This window comes from Pseudovibrio sp. W64 (assembly GCF_001623145.1).
Lineage (GTDB): Bacteria > Pseudomonadota > Alphaproteobacteria > Rhizobiales > Stappiaceae > Pseudovibrio.
Genome location: NZ_LMCI01000008.1, coordinates 427,868 through 446,335, shown reverse-complemented (window position 1 = coordinate 446,335; position 18,468 = coordinate 427,868). Strand labels below are relative to the sequence as shown.

Annotated in this window: 17 protein-coding genes; 12 read left to right on the top strand and 5 right to left on the bottom strand. The window is 53.2% G+C overall.

What is annotated here, in order from left to right:
- Positions 1-701: 701 nt before the first annotated feature.
- The 3 genes from PsW64_RS06335 (at position 702) to PsW64_RS06325 (ending at position 6,461) form a co-directional block, all read left to right on the top strand.
- Positions 702-2,402 carry a Na/Pi cotransporter family protein gene (locus PsW64_RS06335; protein ID WP_063303065.1) on the top strand — a complete coding sequence of 567 codons (1,701 nt, stop codon included), beginning with the start codon at positions 702-704 and terminating at the stop codon, positions 2,400-2,402.
- A gap of 99 nt (positions 2,403-2,501) precedes the next feature.
- Positions 2,502-4,808: a nitric-oxide reductase large subunit gene (locus PsW64_RS06330; RefSeq protein ID WP_063303064.1), complete on the top strand. Its 2,307-nt coding sequence runs from the start codon at positions 2,502-2,504 to the stop codon at positions 4,806-4,808.
- A gap of 240 nt (positions 4,809-5,048) precedes the next feature.
- Entirely contained in the window at positions 5,049-6,461 is a 1,413-nt protein-coding gene (locus PsW64_RS06325; protein ID WP_063303063.1) for an MATE family efflux transporter, read from the top strand.
- Positions 6,462-6,470: 9 nt separating this feature from the next.
- Here PsW64_RS06325 and PsW64_RS06320 read toward each other — a convergent pair whose 3' ends face one another.
- The gene (locus PsW64_RS06320; protein ID WP_063287741.1) at positions 6,471-7,310 is read right to left on the bottom strand and encodes a helix-turn-helix domain-containing protein; all 840 of its coding nucleotides are present in this window, start codon (positions 7,308-7,310) and stop codon (positions 6,471-6,473) included.
- A gap of 126 nt (positions 7,311-7,436) precedes the next feature.
- Between PsW64_RS06320 and PsW64_RS06315 the strand changes: the two genes are divergently transcribed.
- Positions 7,437-7,673: a DUF2061 domain-containing protein gene (locus tag PsW64_RS06315; protein WP_063287708.1), complete on the top strand. Its 237-nt coding sequence runs from the start codon at positions 7,437-7,439 to the stop codon at positions 7,671-7,673.
- Between the two features lie 154 nt (positions 7,674-7,827).
- Here PsW64_RS06315 and PsW64_RS06310 read toward each other — a convergent pair whose 3' ends face one another.
- The 3 genes from PsW64_RS06310 to PsW64_RS06300 all read right to left on the bottom strand — a co-directional run bounded on the left by PsW64_RS06310 (position 7,828) and on the right by PsW64_RS06300 (position 9,966).
- Positions 7,828-8,100, bottom strand: coding sequence for an NUDIX hydrolase (locus PsW64_RS06310; protein WP_206599543.1), 273 nt, complete (start codon positions 8,098-8,100; stop codon positions 7,828-7,830).
- A gap of 73 nt (positions 8,101-8,173) precedes the next feature.
- Positions 8,174-8,812, bottom strand: a complete 639-nt coding sequence (gene prfH, locus PsW64_RS06305) for a peptide chain release factor H (RefSeq protein WP_063303062.1) — start codon at positions 8,810-8,812, stop codon at positions 8,174-8,176.
- On the bottom strand, positions 8,809-9,966 hold the full coding sequence (locus tag PsW64_RS06300) for an RNA ligase RtcB family protein (protein ID WP_063303061.1): 1,158 nt from the start codon (positions 9,964-9,966) through the stop codon (positions 8,809-8,811). Before PsW64_RS06300 ends, prfH begins: the two co-directional genes overlap by 4 nt.
- A 287-nt stretch (positions 9,967-10,253) precedes the next feature.
- On the opposite strand from PsW64_RS06300, the gene PsW64_RS06295 reads away from it, so the two are divergent.
- Positions 10,254-11,288 (top strand): NAD-dependent epimerase/dehydratase family protein, encoded by a 1,035-nt coding sequence (locus PsW64_RS06295; RefSeq protein WP_063303060.1) that lies wholly within the window; start codon positions 10,254-10,256, stop codon positions 11,286-11,288.
- Between the two features lie 4 nt (positions 11,289-11,292).
- Here PsW64_RS06295 and PsW64_RS06290 read toward each other — a convergent pair whose 3' ends face one another.
- Positions 11,293-12,408, bottom strand: a complete 1,116-nt coding sequence (locus tag PsW64_RS06290) for an NAD(P)/FAD-dependent oxidoreductase (protein ID WP_063303059.1) — start codon at positions 12,406-12,408, stop codon at positions 11,293-11,295.
- A 123-nt stretch (positions 12,409-12,531) separates the two neighbouring features.
- On the opposite strand from PsW64_RS06290, the gene PsW64_RS06285 reads away from it, so the two are divergent.
- The 7 genes from PsW64_RS06285 to PsW64_RS06255 all read left to right on the top strand — a co-directional run bounded on the left by PsW64_RS06285 (position 12,532) and on the right by PsW64_RS06255 (position 18,363).
- Positions 12,532-12,975: a MarR family winged helix-turn-helix transcriptional regulator gene (locus tag PsW64_RS06285; protein WP_063303058.1), complete on the top strand. Its 444-nt coding sequence runs from the start codon at positions 12,532-12,534 to the stop codon at positions 12,973-12,975.
- Between the two features lie 92 nt (positions 12,976-13,067).
- Positions 13,068-13,457 (top strand): hypothetical protein, encoded by a 390-nt coding sequence (locus tag PsW64_RS06280; RefSeq protein WP_063303057.1) that lies wholly within the window; start codon positions 13,068-13,070, stop codon positions 13,455-13,457.
- Between the two features lie 396 nt (positions 13,458-13,853).
- Positions 13,854-15,356, top strand: coding sequence for an NCS1 family transporter (locus tag PsW64_RS06275; protein WP_082831028.1), 1,503 nt, complete (start codon positions 13,854-13,856; stop codon positions 15,354-15,356).
- A 111-nt stretch (positions 15,357-15,467) separates the two neighbouring features.
- Positions 15,468-15,998, top strand: coding sequence for a GNAT family N-acetyltransferase (locus PsW64_RS06270; protein WP_063303056.1), 531 nt, complete (start codon positions 15,468-15,470; stop codon positions 15,996-15,998).
- A gap of 104 nt (positions 15,999-16,102) precedes the next feature.
- A complete protein-coding gene (locus tag PsW64_RS06265) occupies positions 16,103-16,618 on the top strand; it encodes a YgjV family protein (RefSeq protein ID WP_063303055.1) in 516 nt (171 codons plus the stop codon).
- Between the two features lie 130 nt (positions 16,619-16,748).
- Entirely contained in the window at positions 16,749-17,870 is a 1,122-nt protein-coding gene (locus tag PsW64_RS06260) for a type III polyketide synthase (RefSeq protein WP_082831034.1), read from the top strand.
- Positions 17,863-18,363 (top strand): isoprenylcysteine carboxyl methyltransferase family protein, encoded by a 501-nt coding sequence (locus PsW64_RS06255; RefSeq protein ID WP_063303053.1) that lies wholly within the window; start codon positions 17,863-17,865, stop codon positions 18,361-18,363. Before PsW64_RS06260 ends, PsW64_RS06255 begins: the two co-directional genes overlap by 8 nt.
- Positions 18,364-18,468 lie beyond the last annotated feature (105 nt).

Here is an 18,468-nt window from a genome sequence, read left to right as displayed (position 1 = left end):
ATCTACTATGAGAAATTACTAAACCAACTCACTGAGAATAGCCTAGTCATTCTGAGCAATACCTTGCAGATTTCCCATCATAGTTACATGACAAACGCGTTTGGTTTGAAACATCACACAAGATCGAAGCGGGTCATTCAACTTGACGCGCCTTTGCGGTCGGTCCTCAAAACTGGGCGAAACCGAGTCAATTACAGGAAGTACTGATCAAAAGGCGCCATATTACGCTTTTGTGAGAGGCTGGGGAAAACGCACGTCGTGCGCATTTTGCGAGCACTGCTTCCCAATGGTTTGCCAACTAATAAATATTCAATTATTTCAGAGCCTTGCGAGAGTTCATAAAATTCCACCTCATAAGTTTGCTGTGATCACGCAACATCTCAAAAAACGCAATTATTGCGCAAATTTCTCGTCATAATTGAGCTAAGCATATTGAGTTATTGGCATAAGTGTCTTAAGTTATTTATTAAATCATTGAGGTGGCTAATTTGGTTGCCGGATCGATTTCAAGAATCCGCTAAAGCTCCCAAGGCACGCGAGCGATCCCTTGCTTCCCTTCTCGTCCAAAAGGGGAAGCGAGAGATCTCGCATATTCTGATAGTCCGACAACTCCTGCTTAAAGACCTTTGCCGTGCATCACGACAACTGCGTTTAAGTGAGCCTCCTATTAATAACCGCGAGAGCTGAATCCGGAGGCTGTGATGGGCAGTTTTGAAATACTTCTACACCTTGCTGCCGGCATTTCCCTATTATTTTGGGCCACCAGAATGATCCGGACAGGCGTTGAGCGAGCAGTTGGTCAAAAATTCCAAGGTTGGATGCAGCAAGCTTCTAAAAACCGCTACACCAGTTTCACAACCGGCTTTTTAGTCTCCATCATCTTGCAGAGTGCAACGGCCACAGCCATTCTTGCGCGCGGGTTCATCAGCAAAGGCTCCATTACGCTGGCAGCTGGTCTTGCCATCATGCTTGGCGCAGACCTTGGCTCCACCATGGTCGTTCAGGTGCTCTCATTGGACCTCAGCTGGTTGCTACCGGTTTGTCTTGTTGTTGGTGGCGCCCTGTTCTCGCGCGGCAGCACACGCACCATGCGCCAGACGGGCCGCATCATCATTGGCGTGGGCCAGATGCTGATTGCACTGTCTTTCATCGGCATGGCCTCCGAGCCCCTGCGTGAAAGTGGAGCTCTGCCAGTCATCCTGAACCTGCTGATCGGTGATCCATTTGTTGCGATCATCACTGCAGCTGCTTTGACCTGGCTGCTGCATTCATCCGTTGCAGTGGTTCTCATGATCATGACACTGGCAAGCACCGGCGTACTGCCAATGGAAGGTGCTCTGCTCTTCATTTTAGGCGCAAACATTGGTTCCAGTATTATCCCACTGGTCCTTACCATGAGCGATAGTGCAGATGTGCGCCGTGTACCGCTTGGCAATATGATCTTCCGCGTGGCAGGTGTGTTGATCACATTGCTGCTGATGCGCTTTGATGTGTTCACCATCGACATGCTGGGCGATGATCCGGCACGCGCGATTGCAAACTTCCACAGTGGGTTCAACCTTGCTGTTGTTCTGCTAGGCATTCCAACCATTGGCCTTGTCGCACGCCTGACCAAACTCATCATCTCTGATAGCGCAGGCCAGTCTGACGAAGATGCTGTTATGGAGCGCCTCAGCCTGCTTGACCGCAAGCTGCTGGAGACCCCCGACCTCGCCTTTAACGCTGCTACCCGTGAAATGCTGCATATGAGTGAAAAGGTGGAAGCCATGCTGCGTGGTGTGATGGTGGTGTTCCGCGGCGATGATGCAAACACAGCCAGACGGTTGATGAAGATGGATGACGAGATCGACGATCTGCACCGCTCCATCAAAGAGTATCTGACTGATGTGACCACCAAATCCATGAGCGACGAGGACTATCAGAAGTATACGGAATTGATGAACTACTGCGTTTGTCTGGAACAGATGGGCGATGTCGTTCAGCGTAACCTGCTTGTTCTGGCAGAGAAGAAATCCGGTCTCAACAAGGAGTTCTCGCAGGAAGGCTGGAAGGAAATCAAAGACCTCCACGCCGCAGTGCTGCAAAACCTGCAACTCTCTCTGCGTGTGCTCATCACTCGCGATGCTGAGCTTGCACGGGATCTGGTTGCTCGCAAGGTTCTTGTGCGTGAGTTGGAATACAAGAGCCGCGATGCACACCTGCGCCGCCTGAGCCAGAACCGTCAATCCAGCCGGACAACAAGCTCCATTCATCTGGAAACCATCAGTGATCTGAAGTACCTGAATGCGCTTTTGACCACTGTCGCCTACCCGATTGTTGAGGGGGAAGGCGAACTACTGCGTAGCAGGCTCACCAACGAGCCACAGAAAAACCCGGTTAGCGCCGTACCAGTGGGCACATAAGCGCCTCTCCTAACTTTGAGGGAGGCACGGCCGAAGTCAGATTGATACTCTGATTTGAAACGCAAGCCAGTGTTTCCCCCGAGGTCAGGAGCTACAAGCATGTTTGACAAGGACTATGATGTAACCTTTTCACTCAAACGGCTTTGGATATTCCTCGCCGTTGGCATGGTCCTCTCATTTGGTGTTCTGCTTTTTTTTGGCGCTGAAATTTACCGCTTGAAACCGCCGATCCCGGACATGGTGGTCTCGGACAATGGCGATATCATCTACACAAAGGATGACATCGAAGAAGGCCAGAATGTTTGGCAGTCTTTAGGTGGCATGCAGCAGGGCAGCGTCTGGGGGCATGGCAGCTATGTAGCGCCGGACTGGTCCACCGACTGGCTGCACCGTGAAGCACTGGCTCTTCTGGATGTTTACCACCGCGATCGAGTTGGTTCCGGTTACACCCCACCAAGCGATGAGCAACGGGCCTTCCTTCAGGTCCTCATAGAAGACGAAATGCGGCGCAACCGCTACAACCCTGCCAACGAAACCATCACAATTTCAGACGACAGGGCAATTGCCGTCAGACATGTGGAAGATCACTTCACAAGGCTGTTTTCGTCCTATGACAACATCGACGGGCAAAACCTTCGAGACGATTACGCCTTCCCTCCCAACATCCTGATCACACCCGACCAAGCCAAAAAACTCTCCGCCTTCTTCTTCTGGACCTCCTGGAGCTCCGTCACCAACCGGCCAGATGATACAATCTCCTACACCAGCAACTGGCCTCATGAACCACTGGTCGGCAATCAGCCCACCGGAGCCGCCTTCATCTGGACCATTGTCAGCATCCTTCTGCTGCTCGGCTGTGCAGGAGCCCTGTGCTTCTATTACGTGCGCCAGTATGATTTATGGCGCGAGCGCATTGTGCCCGAAGGCGGTGCAGCAACAAAGAACCCACTGGCGAATGCCAAACTGACACCATCCATGCGCGCGACAGCCAAATACTTCTGGGTGGTTGTAGCCTTGATGGTTGCTCAGGTGGCTCTGGGAATTCTCACCGCTCACTACGCCGTTGAAGGACAGGATCTCTATGGCATCCCGCTGGCGGAGTTCATCCCTTATTCCATCTCACGCACCTGGCATACTCAGCTGGCTGTGTTCTGGATCGCAACGGCCTGGCTGGGCACAGGCCTTTTCATGGCACCGTTACTTTCCGGCAAAGACCCAGCCTATCAGACACTTGGCGTCAACTTCCTTTGGCTCTGTCTCATCATTATCGTCGTAGGTTCATTTGCTGGCGAATGGCTCGGGGTCAATCAGTTCTTCTCCCGCACAATGAACTTCTGGTTCGGTCATCAAGGCTACGAATATGTTGATCTGGGGCGCTTCTGGCAGATCTTCCTCTTCATCGGCCTGCTGCTGTGGACTGGTCTGGTCCTGCGTGCTCTCTATCCCGCGTTGAAGGGCGGTCATAATCGCAGTCTCATTGCTCTCACACTGCTGTCCGCTGTTGCCATTGGTTTGCTTTACGGCGCAGGCCTGCTTTGGGGCCAGAACACTCATATCAGCGTCATGGAATATTGGCGCTGGTGGGTGGTTCATTTGTGGGTTGAGGGCGTCTTTGAGGTGTTCGCGACAGCCATCATTGCACTCATTTTTGTGAACCTGAAACTGCTACGCGCCTCAACCGCAGCTGTCGCCGTCATTTTCGCCACCATTATCTTTATGGCCGGCGGTGTGCTGGGCACATTCCACCACCTGTACTGGAGCGGTACTCCAATAGGCGTGCTCGCTCTTGGGGCAGTGTTCTCGGCGCTGGAGGTTGTTCCACTATTGGTTATCGGCTTTGAGGCCTATCAGACCCACAAGCTGGAACAGAACACTCAATGGATCAACCACTACAAGTGGCCGCTTAACTTCTTCGCCTCGGTTCTGTTCTGGAATCTGGTTGGCGCTGGCTTGCTCGGCTTCTTCATCAATCCACCGCTGGCGCTCTATTACATGCAAGGTCTCAATTCCACACCAGCCCACGGCCACGCCGCCATGTTTGGCGTGTATGGCCTGCTGGGTATTGGCCTCATGTTGTTCTGCCTGCGCTCCCTCATTCCAGACAATCGCTGGAGTGACAAGTGGCTGCAGCAAGCGTTCTGGGGGCTCAATATCGGCCTTGCCATGATGCTCGGGCTCTCGCTGATCCCGCAGGGGATTTACCAGGCCTACATCAGCTTTACTGAGAGTTACTGGCTCGCCCGTGCACCAGAAACGATCCATGGTCCGGTTATGACTGCATTGGTCTGGGCACGCGTGCCCGGAGACATTGTCTTTAGCTGGGGTATCTTTTCAATCGTCATGTTCATGTATCGCGCTTACTTTGGCGAACCAGTAAATGAAAAAGAACAGACGGCAAAAGCTTAAGGCCTCAAACGCACTCTCATGCTGAGCAAGCGCTTATAAAGCCATAAAAAACAGGCCTCGCCTCATTAGCCGGCGAGCCTGAAAACGTAGCGGTCTACACCGTTTGTGGCGGAGCAGCAACACATACTCTCATTCATGTGTATAGCCATGTGCATTGCGTAAAAGTGTATCTACAACTAGAAAGAGCTATATATACTGGCTACGATTTTTAGTTTTATTTCCGTAAGGTACATTTCTTAGTTGCTTAGATTTCCGCTGTTCCATCATGAACTGACGCGGGTTCTGCGCATTTCAGGTCCTTTGATGCTGGCCATGTCCGGCAGAACTCTGATGATGATCGTAGACCGACTGTGTCTCGCCGCCTATTCCGAACAGACCCTCACGGCCTCTGGCCCGGCGGTCTTCATGGGCATGTCTGCAATCTCCTTCTTCTCCGGCGTCACCCAAATTGGCCGATCAGTCATCGCAGAAGCTTATGCCCGCAGCGGAATAGAAGCGGCACACAAGATGGGTGGCAGACTGTTCGCCGTCGCAATCCTGTGCGTATTGGGTCTCATCCTCACGCTGCCTTTACTGATGAACCTGTCACAGTTCAGCTCAAGACCGGGCGAAATCATTGCACTGGAGAATATTTATCTCAGTTGGGCCATGCTGTTCGGGTCCATCATGATCCTTGACGGCGCAGCGAGTTGCTATTTTGGCGCTGTTGGAAACACACGCCTCATTTTTAAGGCCAGCATTGCAGGCCAGTTGGTGTCCATGCCCATGACCTATGTTCTGGTGTTCGGGCTCTATGGATTTCCCGAGCTTGGCATGGCGGGTTCCGCCATCGGCACGGTGCTTGGGTCCCTTGCGGTATTGGTTGTCTATCTCACTCAAACACCTCGCGCTTTGCGGGTTGCAGCGTTGAATGAGGCGAAGGCGTTGATCAGTAAATCACGCCGGGCTTTTGAGGTGATTGCGCTCTTCAAACGCGGTGTTCCTCTGGGCGCACATGATAGTACGGATGAGATTGGCAACACCGCCATTATCTGGGCTGTGTCCATGGTGGGGGCCACCGCACTGGCGGCCAACAACTTCAACGTCATTCTCAATTATGTCGGCATCATTCCGGTGATCGGCATTGCCAATGGCGCGACGATCCTGTCCTCACAAGCCATTGGCCGCAATCAGTTTGAGCGAATTCCTAAAATTGCCAGCGCCTCCCTGTTCGTGGCGTTTTCCTACGTGGCAGTCGTGACGGTGCTGTTGCAGAGCTTTGATCGGGAAATCACCTCTCTGTTCTCGCTTGGCAATTATGGGCAGGACATTTTCGAGCTGTCAGTCTCCGTCACCTCACACATCTGGTATTATGCGGTGGCTTTTGCTGTTTCCTTCATCGCCAGCGGCATGTTGCAGAGCTTTCACCAAAACACATATGTTTTCAAAACCCGCATCCTCACCATGTGGTTTGGCAGCGTCCCGGCCTCCTATCTGATTGCTTACAACTGGAGCATTGAGGAGTGTGCGCTTCAACTCATCTGGATCTCCCTGAGCACATTCGAGCTGGGGCTCGGCCTGCTGTTCACAGTCAAGATCTTTTCTTGCCTGAAAGAGCACAACCTGCCCGAGCCTGCATGGGAGACCGAAATTGAGAGAACCGAAGTGACTTGAACCGCAGATCTACGCGATCAGAGTCTCCACATAATCTGCGACGTCTCTGGCATCCACGGAGGCCTCGCGAACAAGCCAGTCGAAATGATCAGTGAGCGAGCTGACCCTTTCCGCTTCACGAAAAGCCAGATAGCACTGCCCCACATAGACCACCGCCAGATTTGGTCCGAAGATGGTGATCGGTGCGCTGAAGACTTTGTGCGCATCAAAGAGAAACAGACGCAAGCGGGGGAACATCTGGCGGCAGGTATCTGCCACGAATTTCAGCTGCTCAACCCGCGTTTCCTTATTCAGATGAGCATAATAGCCAATGCCTTGCGCGCAGGCTTGTATCTCATGAAGCGGGATGGCGATTTCATAATCAGACTGGCGCGAGCGCAGCCAGTCCAGCTGTCCGCTGATAGACCCAACCACCTCTTCAGGGTCCAACCCGCGAAATGAGGCATACTCCCATGCCAGCATACGGTCTGTCTTTAAAATGTCAGGCAGTGTGGCTGGCACATGGCGCACTTTCAGTCCGGTTGCTTCCTTGTGCCAGTTGAGGATTTGCTCATCAACGGAGGATCGCTCCGCCGGGCTCAGGGCCATTGCAGCTGCAATGATATCACCCGGACGCTCTGGCCTGTTGGTGAGCCCTAGCAACCAATCCGCACTCACCCTGAGCGAGGCTGCCAGATCGGCCAGCAACTGGCTGTTGGGCAACCGCGGGTTTTCATTGTTCAGCAACTGACCAACGGTAGAGCGATCAACACCCGCATTGCGAGCCAGTTGGCTGCGCGTCACATCGGCCTCAGCCATCGCTTCAAACAACCTGTTTCGAAACAAAGTCGCTCTGTCGCGCTTGTCCATCAAAATCACCATTGCAGATTATAATCAACAAAATGAATTTATTGCAGCTAATTTACCAAATGTCCAATCTGCATTTTCTCCGGTAGCAACAAGAGTAGGAATTACATTCTTACCTGGACATCTTATATGGACACTGCATCACGCATTTTTACAAAATCAGTTACCTGGCAAGTCATGGGGCTTTTCTCTATGACGTTGATCGGATTTGTTTTTACGGGCTCCGTCACGCTCGGCGGCGGCATTGCTATCGTCAGCTCCATCCTCGGCTTCATCTTCTATTTCCTGCATGAGATGGTTTGGTCCAACATCCAGTGGGGCCGCAAAATCACCGAGACAAACGCACAGCAGGATACCCAGAACTGACTTCACTGAGCTGTCCTCACAGCTCTCCTCTTTCTCACAGCACGTCAAAGACTTCCCGATACTCAGGAAATGCAAGGTCAGGCAGGCTGACAGCTTCCTCAAAACCCACCCACCGCAGTTCAGTATGTTCATCACCAAGGTTCTCAGCTTCACCCTACCATTGGGTCACAGTGAACAGGTGAAAGACAATTGCGTCTTGCGGATCGTCAGCTTGTGTTCTGAATTCGGTGATTTTTGCAAAGGCTTCTGCCTGAATGCCAGTTTCCTCTTTCAGTTCACGTAAAAGAGCCGCCTCCAGTTTCTCCCCGGCTTCAACATGACCGCCGGGGAAACTCCAGACATTCGGGGAATTCTGCCGTGTTGGCGACCGGAACCCCATGAGAACATGGTTGTTCTGCAGCAGCAGCCCATTCACAATGTCAGTCATTACCGGACTTACCCCCAAGGCGAATCTGAGCCACGAAGTGCCAGTTTAAAGAGGCACTCCGTGGTTGTTCAAATCAGATTTCCTTAAAGCGTGCACCTTTAAAGCAACGCACAGGATTTCCGCGTTCCAGTTCGTGATGGAGTTGTCGTTGTGATCTCCGCAGGCGGTCCTCCTCTGTCACAGAAAGACCCGCAAGTTTTTCCTGCAAGCGCTGCACAGCGAGTTGCTTGTTGCGGTGTTGCGAGCGTTCATCCCGAGCCACGACAGTGAGGCCTGTCGGCACGTGGGTCGCACGCACCGCGCTTTCGGTCTTGTTCTGATGTTGGCCACCCGGCCCACCAACGCGCAACGTCTCAAATCGAAGCTCATCTGGTTTCAGTTCACCGCGTTCCTCTGAGAGGGGCGGCAACTCAAACACACCGATGAACCAGTTCTGCCGTTTGTGGTTGGGGCGAAACGGGCTCTGGCATGTCCACTTGATTGTGCCATGCCACGACTTGGCGAAGGCCTCGTTGCCGCTGCCTGAGAGCGTGACTGCAACAGACGCTACATCAGCAGACATACCGGAGATCTCAGGATCACACACTATGGAAAGCCCAAGCTTTTTCGCCTCTTTTTCCATGGCACCAAGTGTATGCCGAATGGCGAGCCTGCATTCCGCAGGTCCGTCACCGGATGTTACCAGCAAGCGCAAAGATGCATTCTTTGTCATCGTTTGACCCTCCGCTCATCCGCACCACGTGCCGTCTTCAACGTAACGACAGGTGTCATGACACCAACACACTTAGCAAGCTCTGCCTCAACCAACTGATTGAGCACATCCTCAGAGTTTTTGTAGGCCTGCGGAGCTTCTTCCACCAGGAGCTGTTTATCCTCACAGACAACGCGCCCACCGTAAGACGTGCGCGCCAAAGCATTGCGAACAGACTTCTGCTTTGCGATACGCCCATGCATGGACGCGCGGTCATATTTGCGCCCTGCTCCATGTGCCAGTGAGGACAGTGCCTCTGGAATGTTGCCGGTTGGTTTCAGCAAAAAGCTCTTTGCATCGCGAGAGCCTGCCAGCGGGACCAGATCCACATCGGCTTTGGCTGCTCCTTTGCGGTGAAGAAACGCATCACCATACCGCTCAATGAGGTTATGGCTGCTGTCCACCACCAACTCCGCATCGCAGCGCAGAGCAGCTGCTGCCCGCTCTGCGATCACTTTGCGGTTCAGGCTTGCCCATCGCACAGCAAGGTCATGCCACTTGAGATAAGCGTGAGTGCGCTCGTCCCCAGCTGGTATCCCTTCCGGGCCAAGCGCTGCATATTCTTCAAAGATACTGGCTCCCAAGGAGCGGGAACCGGAATGCATGAAGAGCAGTACGTCGCCTTTTGCAATGCCAGCTCTCGAGGCAAGGTCCGGATCCGGCGTCTCAGCCAGAACCTGCACCTCGCAGAAATGATTACCCCCGCCGATTGTGCCGATGGCATTGGGAGACAAGTCCTCTGGCAAACCAGCAGATCGCAGATGCGCCTGTCCTTCTTTCAGATCAGAATAATCCTGAAGCATACGCAAACGATCCGCCAGTTTTTGCGGTTTTAGTTTGTGAGCACTGAGGGAGGTGCGAAACACGGTCATGCCGCAGCCGATGTCGTTGCCGATCATATGCGGATGCACGCGGTCAGACAGGATAGCGACACCGACCGGACCGGGGTGAAGGTCAGGAAACGCGGCGATCTGTTTGACGGCTTCAAGCTCAGCGAGTTTGTTAAGTTGGACTTCTGCATCCCCAAGGATCCAGGCGGAAGTCCCATAGAATTTATGGATTGGCGCAGGCGCACAGGCAGCACGGGTCGCGCAATCCAAGCGTAAATTGCCCATAAGAATGGCCTATAGTTCTTGAAAGTATTTCCGAGCAATGGCTCGAAAGAAGATCCTAAAGGCCGCTAGCGCTAGCTCTGAGAAGGATCAGTGCCCTTTGAAGGGCGAAACGCGGAAAGACATGGTTCGCTCCAAACTGTGCTGCGCACCAATTGCTGCAGCTGAGGGCTGGGGAAATAGCAGAGGGAAGCCGCAACGTCAATGTGGCTATCCTCGTCAATCCGAGCACCGTGGCTGGACAACCACATCAGGACGTCTAGGGTACTTTGCAAACAAGGGGGACAGTCATGCGGGTTTTGGTCGTTGGAGGCACCGGTTTTTTGGGCGGCGCAATTACGGATGCGCTTGTCAGTGCAGGCCATCAGGTTGCCGTGCTGGTGCGCGGTAGCACCAAACGATCGTTACCAGAGGGCGTTGAAGCAATCACAGCTGATCGGTACGGTGAGCTTAGCGCTTTGAAACAACATACGTTTGACTGGGTCTTTGACACCTGCGCCTTCTCACCTGATGCCGTGCGCAGCTTGCTTGCTGCGCTTGGAGACCAACTTCAGCGCTATGTGTTCATCTCCTCAATTTCAGCCTATGGCACATTTGCAAAACCGCACCTGAATGAACAAGACCCTGTGCCCGCTGCGACTGAGGGTGATCTGGCTGTTGCTCAAGGCCTTTCACCTGCCGAGCTTAGTTCAGCGGCTTCTTACGGGGCGTCTTATGGTGCCCTCAAACGGGCATGTGAGCTTGCTGCAGAAGAAGTACTTGGTGAGCGGGCAACCTCCTTGCGCGTGGGTCTGCTGGTTGGCGCTGACGACTATACAGATCGGCTGACCTGGTGGGTCCGCCGCATTGACCAGGCCACACGGCAAGCCCCTGCGATCCCAGCTCCGGCTCCGGCTTCAAGACAGGTGCAGATGATTGATGTGCGGGATGTGGCTGATTTCGCGCTGACCTGTGCGCAGACCAAACGCGGAGGCATCTGGAATGTCACCAGCCCTCCGCTTCAACTCGGAGATCTCCTGCAGGCCATCATATCAGAAGCGAACTCCCCTGCTCGCCTGCACTGGGTGGAGGAAGAGCATATCATTGATGCAGGCATTCAGCCGTGGATCGATCTGCCCGTCATGATGCCCTCCCTTCCAGACTATGCGCACTTCATGAACGTGGACACCACCCGTGCAGAGGCAGCCGGTTTAACCTGTCGCCCACTGAACGAAACGCTCAGTCCGTTGCTGGCGTGGGACCGTACCCGGCGCGATACAGCTCTCAAATGCGGTTTGACAGCTGATCAGGAAGCAGCTCTGCTCAAGCAACACACCACAAGCTGAGCGTCTACGCCTTGGCAGCAGCACCGAGCGCTTTGCGGTACATGGGCACCAACATGGTTTTTGCCTTTGCCATGCGTGTGAACCAGCTGGCTTTTACTGTACCGATTGGCGGCACATCAGAAACACCGGTTTGACTGCCAAGGGTCACGACCATCATGTTATCGTTGGTTTTCGGCTTGTAGCTCTTCAGCTTGGCCTGCGGGTTCTTCAGAATTTGCAACACGTTATGGCTCACAGTTTTCACATGACCGCGCACGTACAGTGCCTTCTTCACTTCATCAATCCCAGCGATGTCGCCAAGCACAAAGACGTTACTCTGGCCCTTCATCTGGAACGTGTCTTCAACCGCAATATAGCCGCGTGTATCAAGCAGATGAGCAAGATCCTGCTGCATGTAATCCGTATTCGGCTTGCCGCCTACACACCAGATGATCAAGTCGTAATCTACCACCTCGCCGCTGGAGAGTTTGGCTTGCCCGGCCTCAGCTTTTTGTGAACTGGATGGCGCAGGTGAAAGCACGCGTTCGCCCAGCATGAACGTCACCCCGCGCTGCTGCAGCACTTTCACGGCATGGTTTGCCGTCTTGCGGGAGGTGCCTTTGAGGACTTCACCGCTGGATTCCACCAGAACAATAGATTTTTGCGGGAACCGCTCGGTAATCTCACCTGCCATCTCAACGCCAACAGGGCCACCGCCAACAAGCAAGATTTTCTGCGCAGACTCAATCGCATTATGGGTCGACTTGAACGCGGCGTGTCGCTCCTTCGTTGAGCCAGAGGTCGGGCGGATCAATTCTGAGGGAAACCGGCTACCAGTTGCCAGAATGGAGATATCAGCCTCCAACATATGCTCAGCACCATCAACACCGATGACATGCCCGACTTCACCAGTAAACCGCTCCAGCTTGCCGTGAATGAAGTCCACGCCCTTCAAAAACGAATGAAATGGCATAACTGCCTGGTGCACATAGTCTGGCTGCACCGCTACACGGGGCATGGCCATTGGCACCTCAAAATAATCAAGCGAGCTGACAAGCTTCACATTGGCATGCTTTGAAAGCTGGGTTGCAAGGGTCGCTCCGGCGATTCCACCGCCATAAATCACAACTGACTTGGACATGTCTTTACTCCGTTCTGTTGCGTTTTATATACTACAATGATTTAATAGTTCAATATTATAAATATTACTTTTTTAAAGCAAACCTGATATGACGCCACCTGCAGATTTGAGGACGTGAATGAAATGAAAGACTTACCGGCAAGCATGCTTGTGCTTTTCCAGTTTCAGGAAATTTTGGGACGTATCCATAAATCCTACTCGGAATACGCTGATAAGCTCACACCGACAGAAACCAATATGCTGCTGCATCTGGGTGAACCGGTGCGCATGGGCAAGCTCGCAGACCTGTTGTTCTGCCTACCATCTAACGTGACTGTGCTGGTTGATAAGTTCGAGAAACTCGGTTTGCTGCAGCGTCAACGTTCCGCAGAAGATCGCCGCGCAATCGAGGTCGCACTGACGAGCAAAGGTCAAGCGCTCCGCACTCAGACCATCAAACACATTTCAAAGGTCATTGAAGAGCAATCCGGTCTTGAGCAGCAAGATTTTGAGAAGATCTTCGACGTACTGAAGCAGAAGTCTATGATTGACGGTTCTTGTGGAGCCTGTCCTTCAGCGGAGAGTTAAGGCTTACCCCGCCATCTCGTCCGCTTCACAAAACCATTCTAACTGCGTCTCCTGAATGCCCAAGGTTGGGCCAATAAGAACAGGAGAACCACATGAAGCTTTCACAAATGATTCTGGGCGCGTTTCTCGCCTCAACAATCGTAGTTTCTGGCGCGCAAGCGGCGGTCTACATTGGAGACAAACTAGCGACGGCGGAGCAACTGGCTTCTAAATCCTCCGACAGCGATAAAACCACGATCGCAGAAACGCTTTCTAATTCCGTTCAAGAGTCTATCACGAACGGCTACAACTCCATCGGCAACACAGACCTGGAGATCACCAAGGGCTGGCACAAAGGCGGCAATTTGCCATTCGACAGTACGTTTGAGCACGTCACGGTCCAAGTCTACAAAAATAATCAGTATGTTAAAACCTGCCATGCCTACTCTTTTCAAACTAAACTGGATGGTCCGTATCAGGCCAGTTGCGTAAAACCAAAGTAAGTTATCCATCTGACAGCGTGTCTCTATTCCTGCTGAGGTTTAGGGGCACGTCCCACAAGAATTACATCAATCAATACTTTTACCAATTGATCAAAAAACTTAGTTTTGAAGTTTTATTCGCACCTTATAAATATTTTCACGCTAATACTTTTGCGAAAATCTAGTAAAATTTGCTCTGACCTACTTGCGCAATACATATTTTCAGGTTAGTTAGCCGACTTTAGCAGAACAATCTCATCAGGCTGTATTCAGCCTCGCAGTGCATGTAGTGCAACTACCGGCAAACGGTAATGTTATTTCTACTTCTTACTGTGAGCGCTGTTTTTGCACGCGCATACTTGCGCCCTGCTAAGATTTACTGTCTCAAAAGAGTTAATATACATCAGGATCTAGAACATGGCACAAACCCAAGTTATGGATGAGACTTCACGCGGCCAATCCCGCCTCATGGAGCCAGCCATCCTTCCCGTCTGGCTTAATCAACGTGCCATTTCCAACCGTGGTTACATTGGACTTTGGATCTCGATGGCGGTGATCATCGCAACCTTCCAGCTGGGTGCTGGCGGTGTGGCGGGTCTCCCTCTCCCAATCGTTATTGCAACAATCTTCTTCGCCAACCTGCTGCTTGGCATCGTCATGGCGATGACCGCCGACATCGGCACCGAGCACGGCATTTCCTTCGCAGTTTACCTCCGCGCCCCGTTTGGCACTGTGGGCACGCACATTCCCTCCATCACACGCGGTGTAGTCGCGGCCATCTGGTTCGGCATTCAAACCTACCTTGGCGCGCTGGCGCTGAACGGTATCTTTTCTTACCTCACCGGGTTCGATAACTGGGTGGTTTGGTACATCGGGTTTGCCGTGCTGCAGGTGGCCAACACCGCCATGGGCATTCGCGCTGTTGAGCGTCTTGCGAAAATCGCCGCTCCAGCCATCATGGCAATCTCTGTGTGGATGTACTTCACACTCGACAACCTTGCCACAGCAAGCGGAAAAGACATCTGGTCCTTTGCTGGCGATGCGGAAATCTCCATCGTTGCCCTCTTCGTTGCCAACATGGCCTTCTGGTCCTCATTGGCAGTCGACATTCCAAACATCACGCGCTTCCTGCATGTTGAAGCGGGCACCAAGAGCTTCTTCAAGCGCAACAAGAACGTGTTTCTGGCGCAGTTCGTCGCCCTGCCAGTCGTACAGAGCTGGATCGCACTGATCGGCGCAGTGTCCTTCATCGCAGCTGGTGACTGGAACCCGATCACCGTTATTCAGGGTCAGGGTACTGGCATCACGCTGGTGGTTCTGCTGGTCATGGTGGTGCTGGCGCAGTGGTCCACCAACACAAGCGCCAACCTCATCCCGGCAGCACTGACCTTCGTGAACGCTGGCGCTCCATGGATCACTTACGCCATGGGTCTGGTTCTGGCGGCCATTGTGGGCACGCTGGCGATGCCTTGGCTGATCCTTGATCACCTCTTCACATATCTGGGCCTTTACGGCGCCATGCTGGCAGCGCTGGGTGGCATCATGATCTGCGATTACTTTGTGATCCGCAAACGCCGCCTCAATGTACCTGAGCTTTATGAGGAAGACGGCCAGTTCAAGTACATCGCAGGCTGCAACCCGGCTGGTCTGATTGCCTGGGCTGTCGGTGGTGCGCTGGCGATCTACGTGATCGACCTCTCCTACTTCGTCGGCTTCTTCTCCGCCTTTGCGCTCTACTGGGTCCTGATGAAGGCGTGGATCCTGCCGAAGTTCAAGCAGGATGAACTGGTGCATGCAGATGATGAGAAGTATCTGGCAACCAGCGTCAACCGCAACTGGGTGTATCTGGATGGTCAGGGCATGGTGAAAATGGATTGCGCCAGCATTCCGGACCACGCACTTTCTCGCGAAGATCTTTAGACGCTGCTGAAGCTTACAATTGAGAACCCCTTGCGCCTGCCCGCGTGAGGGGTTTTCTCTTTTGAGATTACCCGTTAATGTTTAGGGGTCATTTTCAAAAGTGCATGTTTTATGAATACACCCACACAGCTTGCCACCCCACGCGTTTCCCTTCACGAAATCTGTGAGGCTGATGCGCTCGAAGTCCTGGAGTTTGAGAGCAGCAACAGCACTTTCTTTGAAAAGTGGGTACCCGCCCGCGGGCCCGAGCACTTTGAGGAAATATCGCTCCGACAGGTTATCAAAGACCTGATGGCTGATCCTGACCGGTTCTATCTGGTCCGCTCTGGTACAGGCGAGCTGGTGGGCCGCATCAACCTGCGCAGATTGGACAAAGAGCCTCTGGACACTGTTGAGCTGGGCTACAGAGTTGGCGAAAAGCATCTGGGCAAAGGCTACGCCAAAGCGGCTGTTCTTGCCGTTGTGGAGCAAATGCGAGCAGATGGCGCGATGAAGCATCTGGAGGCCTTTGCAGCAGACAACAACCCAGCCTCCTCCAACGTACTATTGGCCTGTGGCTTCCGCTGGGACAAAACAGGCACCAAAACCGTGCAGCTTAATGGCAACCCATTGACGTTGCACCGCTTTGCTCTGACGCTCTGAGATTGGACTTATCCAGCCCGTAGTATCTCTGACCCGCGCAATTACAGACGATCTGAGCGCCAATCACGCCTACACTCCTCTTCCAATAAGAAAGAAAATGGAAGATGGATCCACTCGTCATACAGGGTTTTGGGCTGGCGGCCTATGCTGTCAACATAGTTGGCTTTTCCACCAGACATGATCAGCTGTTTCGCAGCCTGCTTTTTGTCAGCTGCTCCCTGTTCTGCATCCATTATGTGCTGATGGGCGCTTATGTTGCAGGGGCAAACCTTGGCATCAATGGTGTGCGATCCTTCGTTTCTCTGCGTTTTAAGGGCTACACATGGTTTAGCCTCTTTGCCGTCATCCAAACTGGTATGAGTGTGATGGTGTATGAAGGGCTCATCGACCTGTTACCGTGGTCCGCCTCTCTCATGAGCGGTTTTGCGCTGTTTTGCCTGAGTGGAATCCAGATGCGCTTCGCCATGCTCATTTGCGCTCTTACATGGATGGTCAACGCCCTGATCGTGGGCTCCTGGGGCGGATCTCTGAACGATATCACCAACGCCACCCTGCTTGCTTTCACGATTTACCGTATGAAAACCGCAAATGAACGGGAGGCCCAAACCGCTTCCCTCTGACATTCCATAGCACTCAATCTCACCCCACCAAAACAACCCCAAAAAACGCCGGATTTTCAGCGGCTTGGTCAAGGCCTATAAAGTTGATGATGCATTATCTGGCAACAATGAAAGCAGGGTTGGAGAGCCGATGCCCGTTTACCTGACCGGCCTTGCAACAGCGGTGCCGCCCTATGAATTGCCCCAGACGCTGGTGTTGGACTACGCCCGCCGGATCCTCGGGCCAAAGTTCGCACAGTTTGAGCGCATGGCTGGCACCTTCCTGTCCGCAGGCGTGAAGAGACGTTATTCCTTCGCCCCGTTGGAGTGGTTTTTGGAGCCACAAGACTGGAAAACTCGAAATGAAACCTATCTGCGCGGTGCAACGGATCTGTTTATTGTTGCCGCCCGCAAAGCGCTGATTAAAGCAGGTCTGCGCGCAGATGAAATCGACTGCGTGGTGACGGTGTCCTCAACCGGCATTGCAACACCAACACTGGAAGCTCAGGCCTGGAAACAGATGGGCTTTCGCACTGACATCCTGCGTGTACCCGTGTTTGGTCTTGGTTGTGCAGGCGGTGTCTCCGGCCTTTCCATCGCGCAGCAACTGGCGCAGGCAAAACCGGGCAGCAACGTGCTCGTGGTCGCGTTGGAGGGCTGCACGCTTTCCTTCCGCAGTGACCGGCTCACGAAAGCAGATATCATCGCCACGGTTCTGTTTGGCGACGGCGCAGCAGCTGCCTGCCTTTCCACCAGTAAGCCCGAGAGTTCAAAACAGTTGTTTGTACTGGGCACGGGTCATCAGGAGATGTGGCCGGACACACTCAACATTATGGGTTGGAATGTGGAAGAGCATGGCCTTGGCGTTGTGTTTGACCGTTCCATTCCCGATTTCGCAACCGAGCATTTTCGTGATGTCACCGAGCGCAGTTTGAATGCACTCACCATGGACATGGATGGTGTTGATCGTTTCGTCTGCCATCCGGGCGGCGCGAAAGTGGTTCAGGCGCTGGAAGGTGCCCTGGATCTACCTGCCAACACACTGGATGTAGAGCGTGAAATCCTACAGGAATTCGGCAACATGTCCGCCCCAACCGCCCTGTTTGTACTGGAGCGGGTTCTGGAGCGCTCCCCACAAGGCAACATGGTCCTGTGCGCGCTTGGCCCCGGCTTCACAGCTTCTTTCCAGCCAGTGTCCGTTGTTGCCAATGAGGCAAGCGGGCGCTGGGATACCACCCGTTTCCAGAGACCAGAGGGGGTGATCAATGCCTGACGCTTCCCTTCCTGCCGTACTCTTTCTGGCGTTCATCGTCATTCAACGTCTGTCCGAGCTCGTCATTGCCCGCAGCAACACAAAGCGTTTGCTGGCTGATGGGGCCTATGAGGTTGGCGCTTCGCATTATCCACTGATCGTCAGCGTGCATGTGGCGTGGATCATCGCACTCGTTGTGTTGGGCTACGACAAACCAGTCTCCATGCCGTGGTTGCTCGTCTTTGTGGTGCTGCAGGTGTTCCGCCTCTGGATATTGCTGAGCATGGGTCACCGCTGGACCACGCGCATTATTGTGGCCAAAACCCCGCTGGTGACGAAGGGACCGTTTGCGTTTGTGCGCCATCCCAACTACTTGCTGGTGGCTCTGGAGATTTTCACCGCCCCTATGGTCCTCGGCCTGTTTCCAATCGCCTTCCTGTTCTCGGGCTTTAACGGCGCTCTTCTTGCCCTGCGAATTCGCGTGGAAGATGAGGCCCTTACGGAGTTGCGATAGAAAAGACCTTTGCACAATATGAAGTTATTGGCTTGAACCTGATAGCAGATAGTGATATATCACTGTCAAATTTAAGTTGTGGGCTGCACAACAGGATTGCAGCGC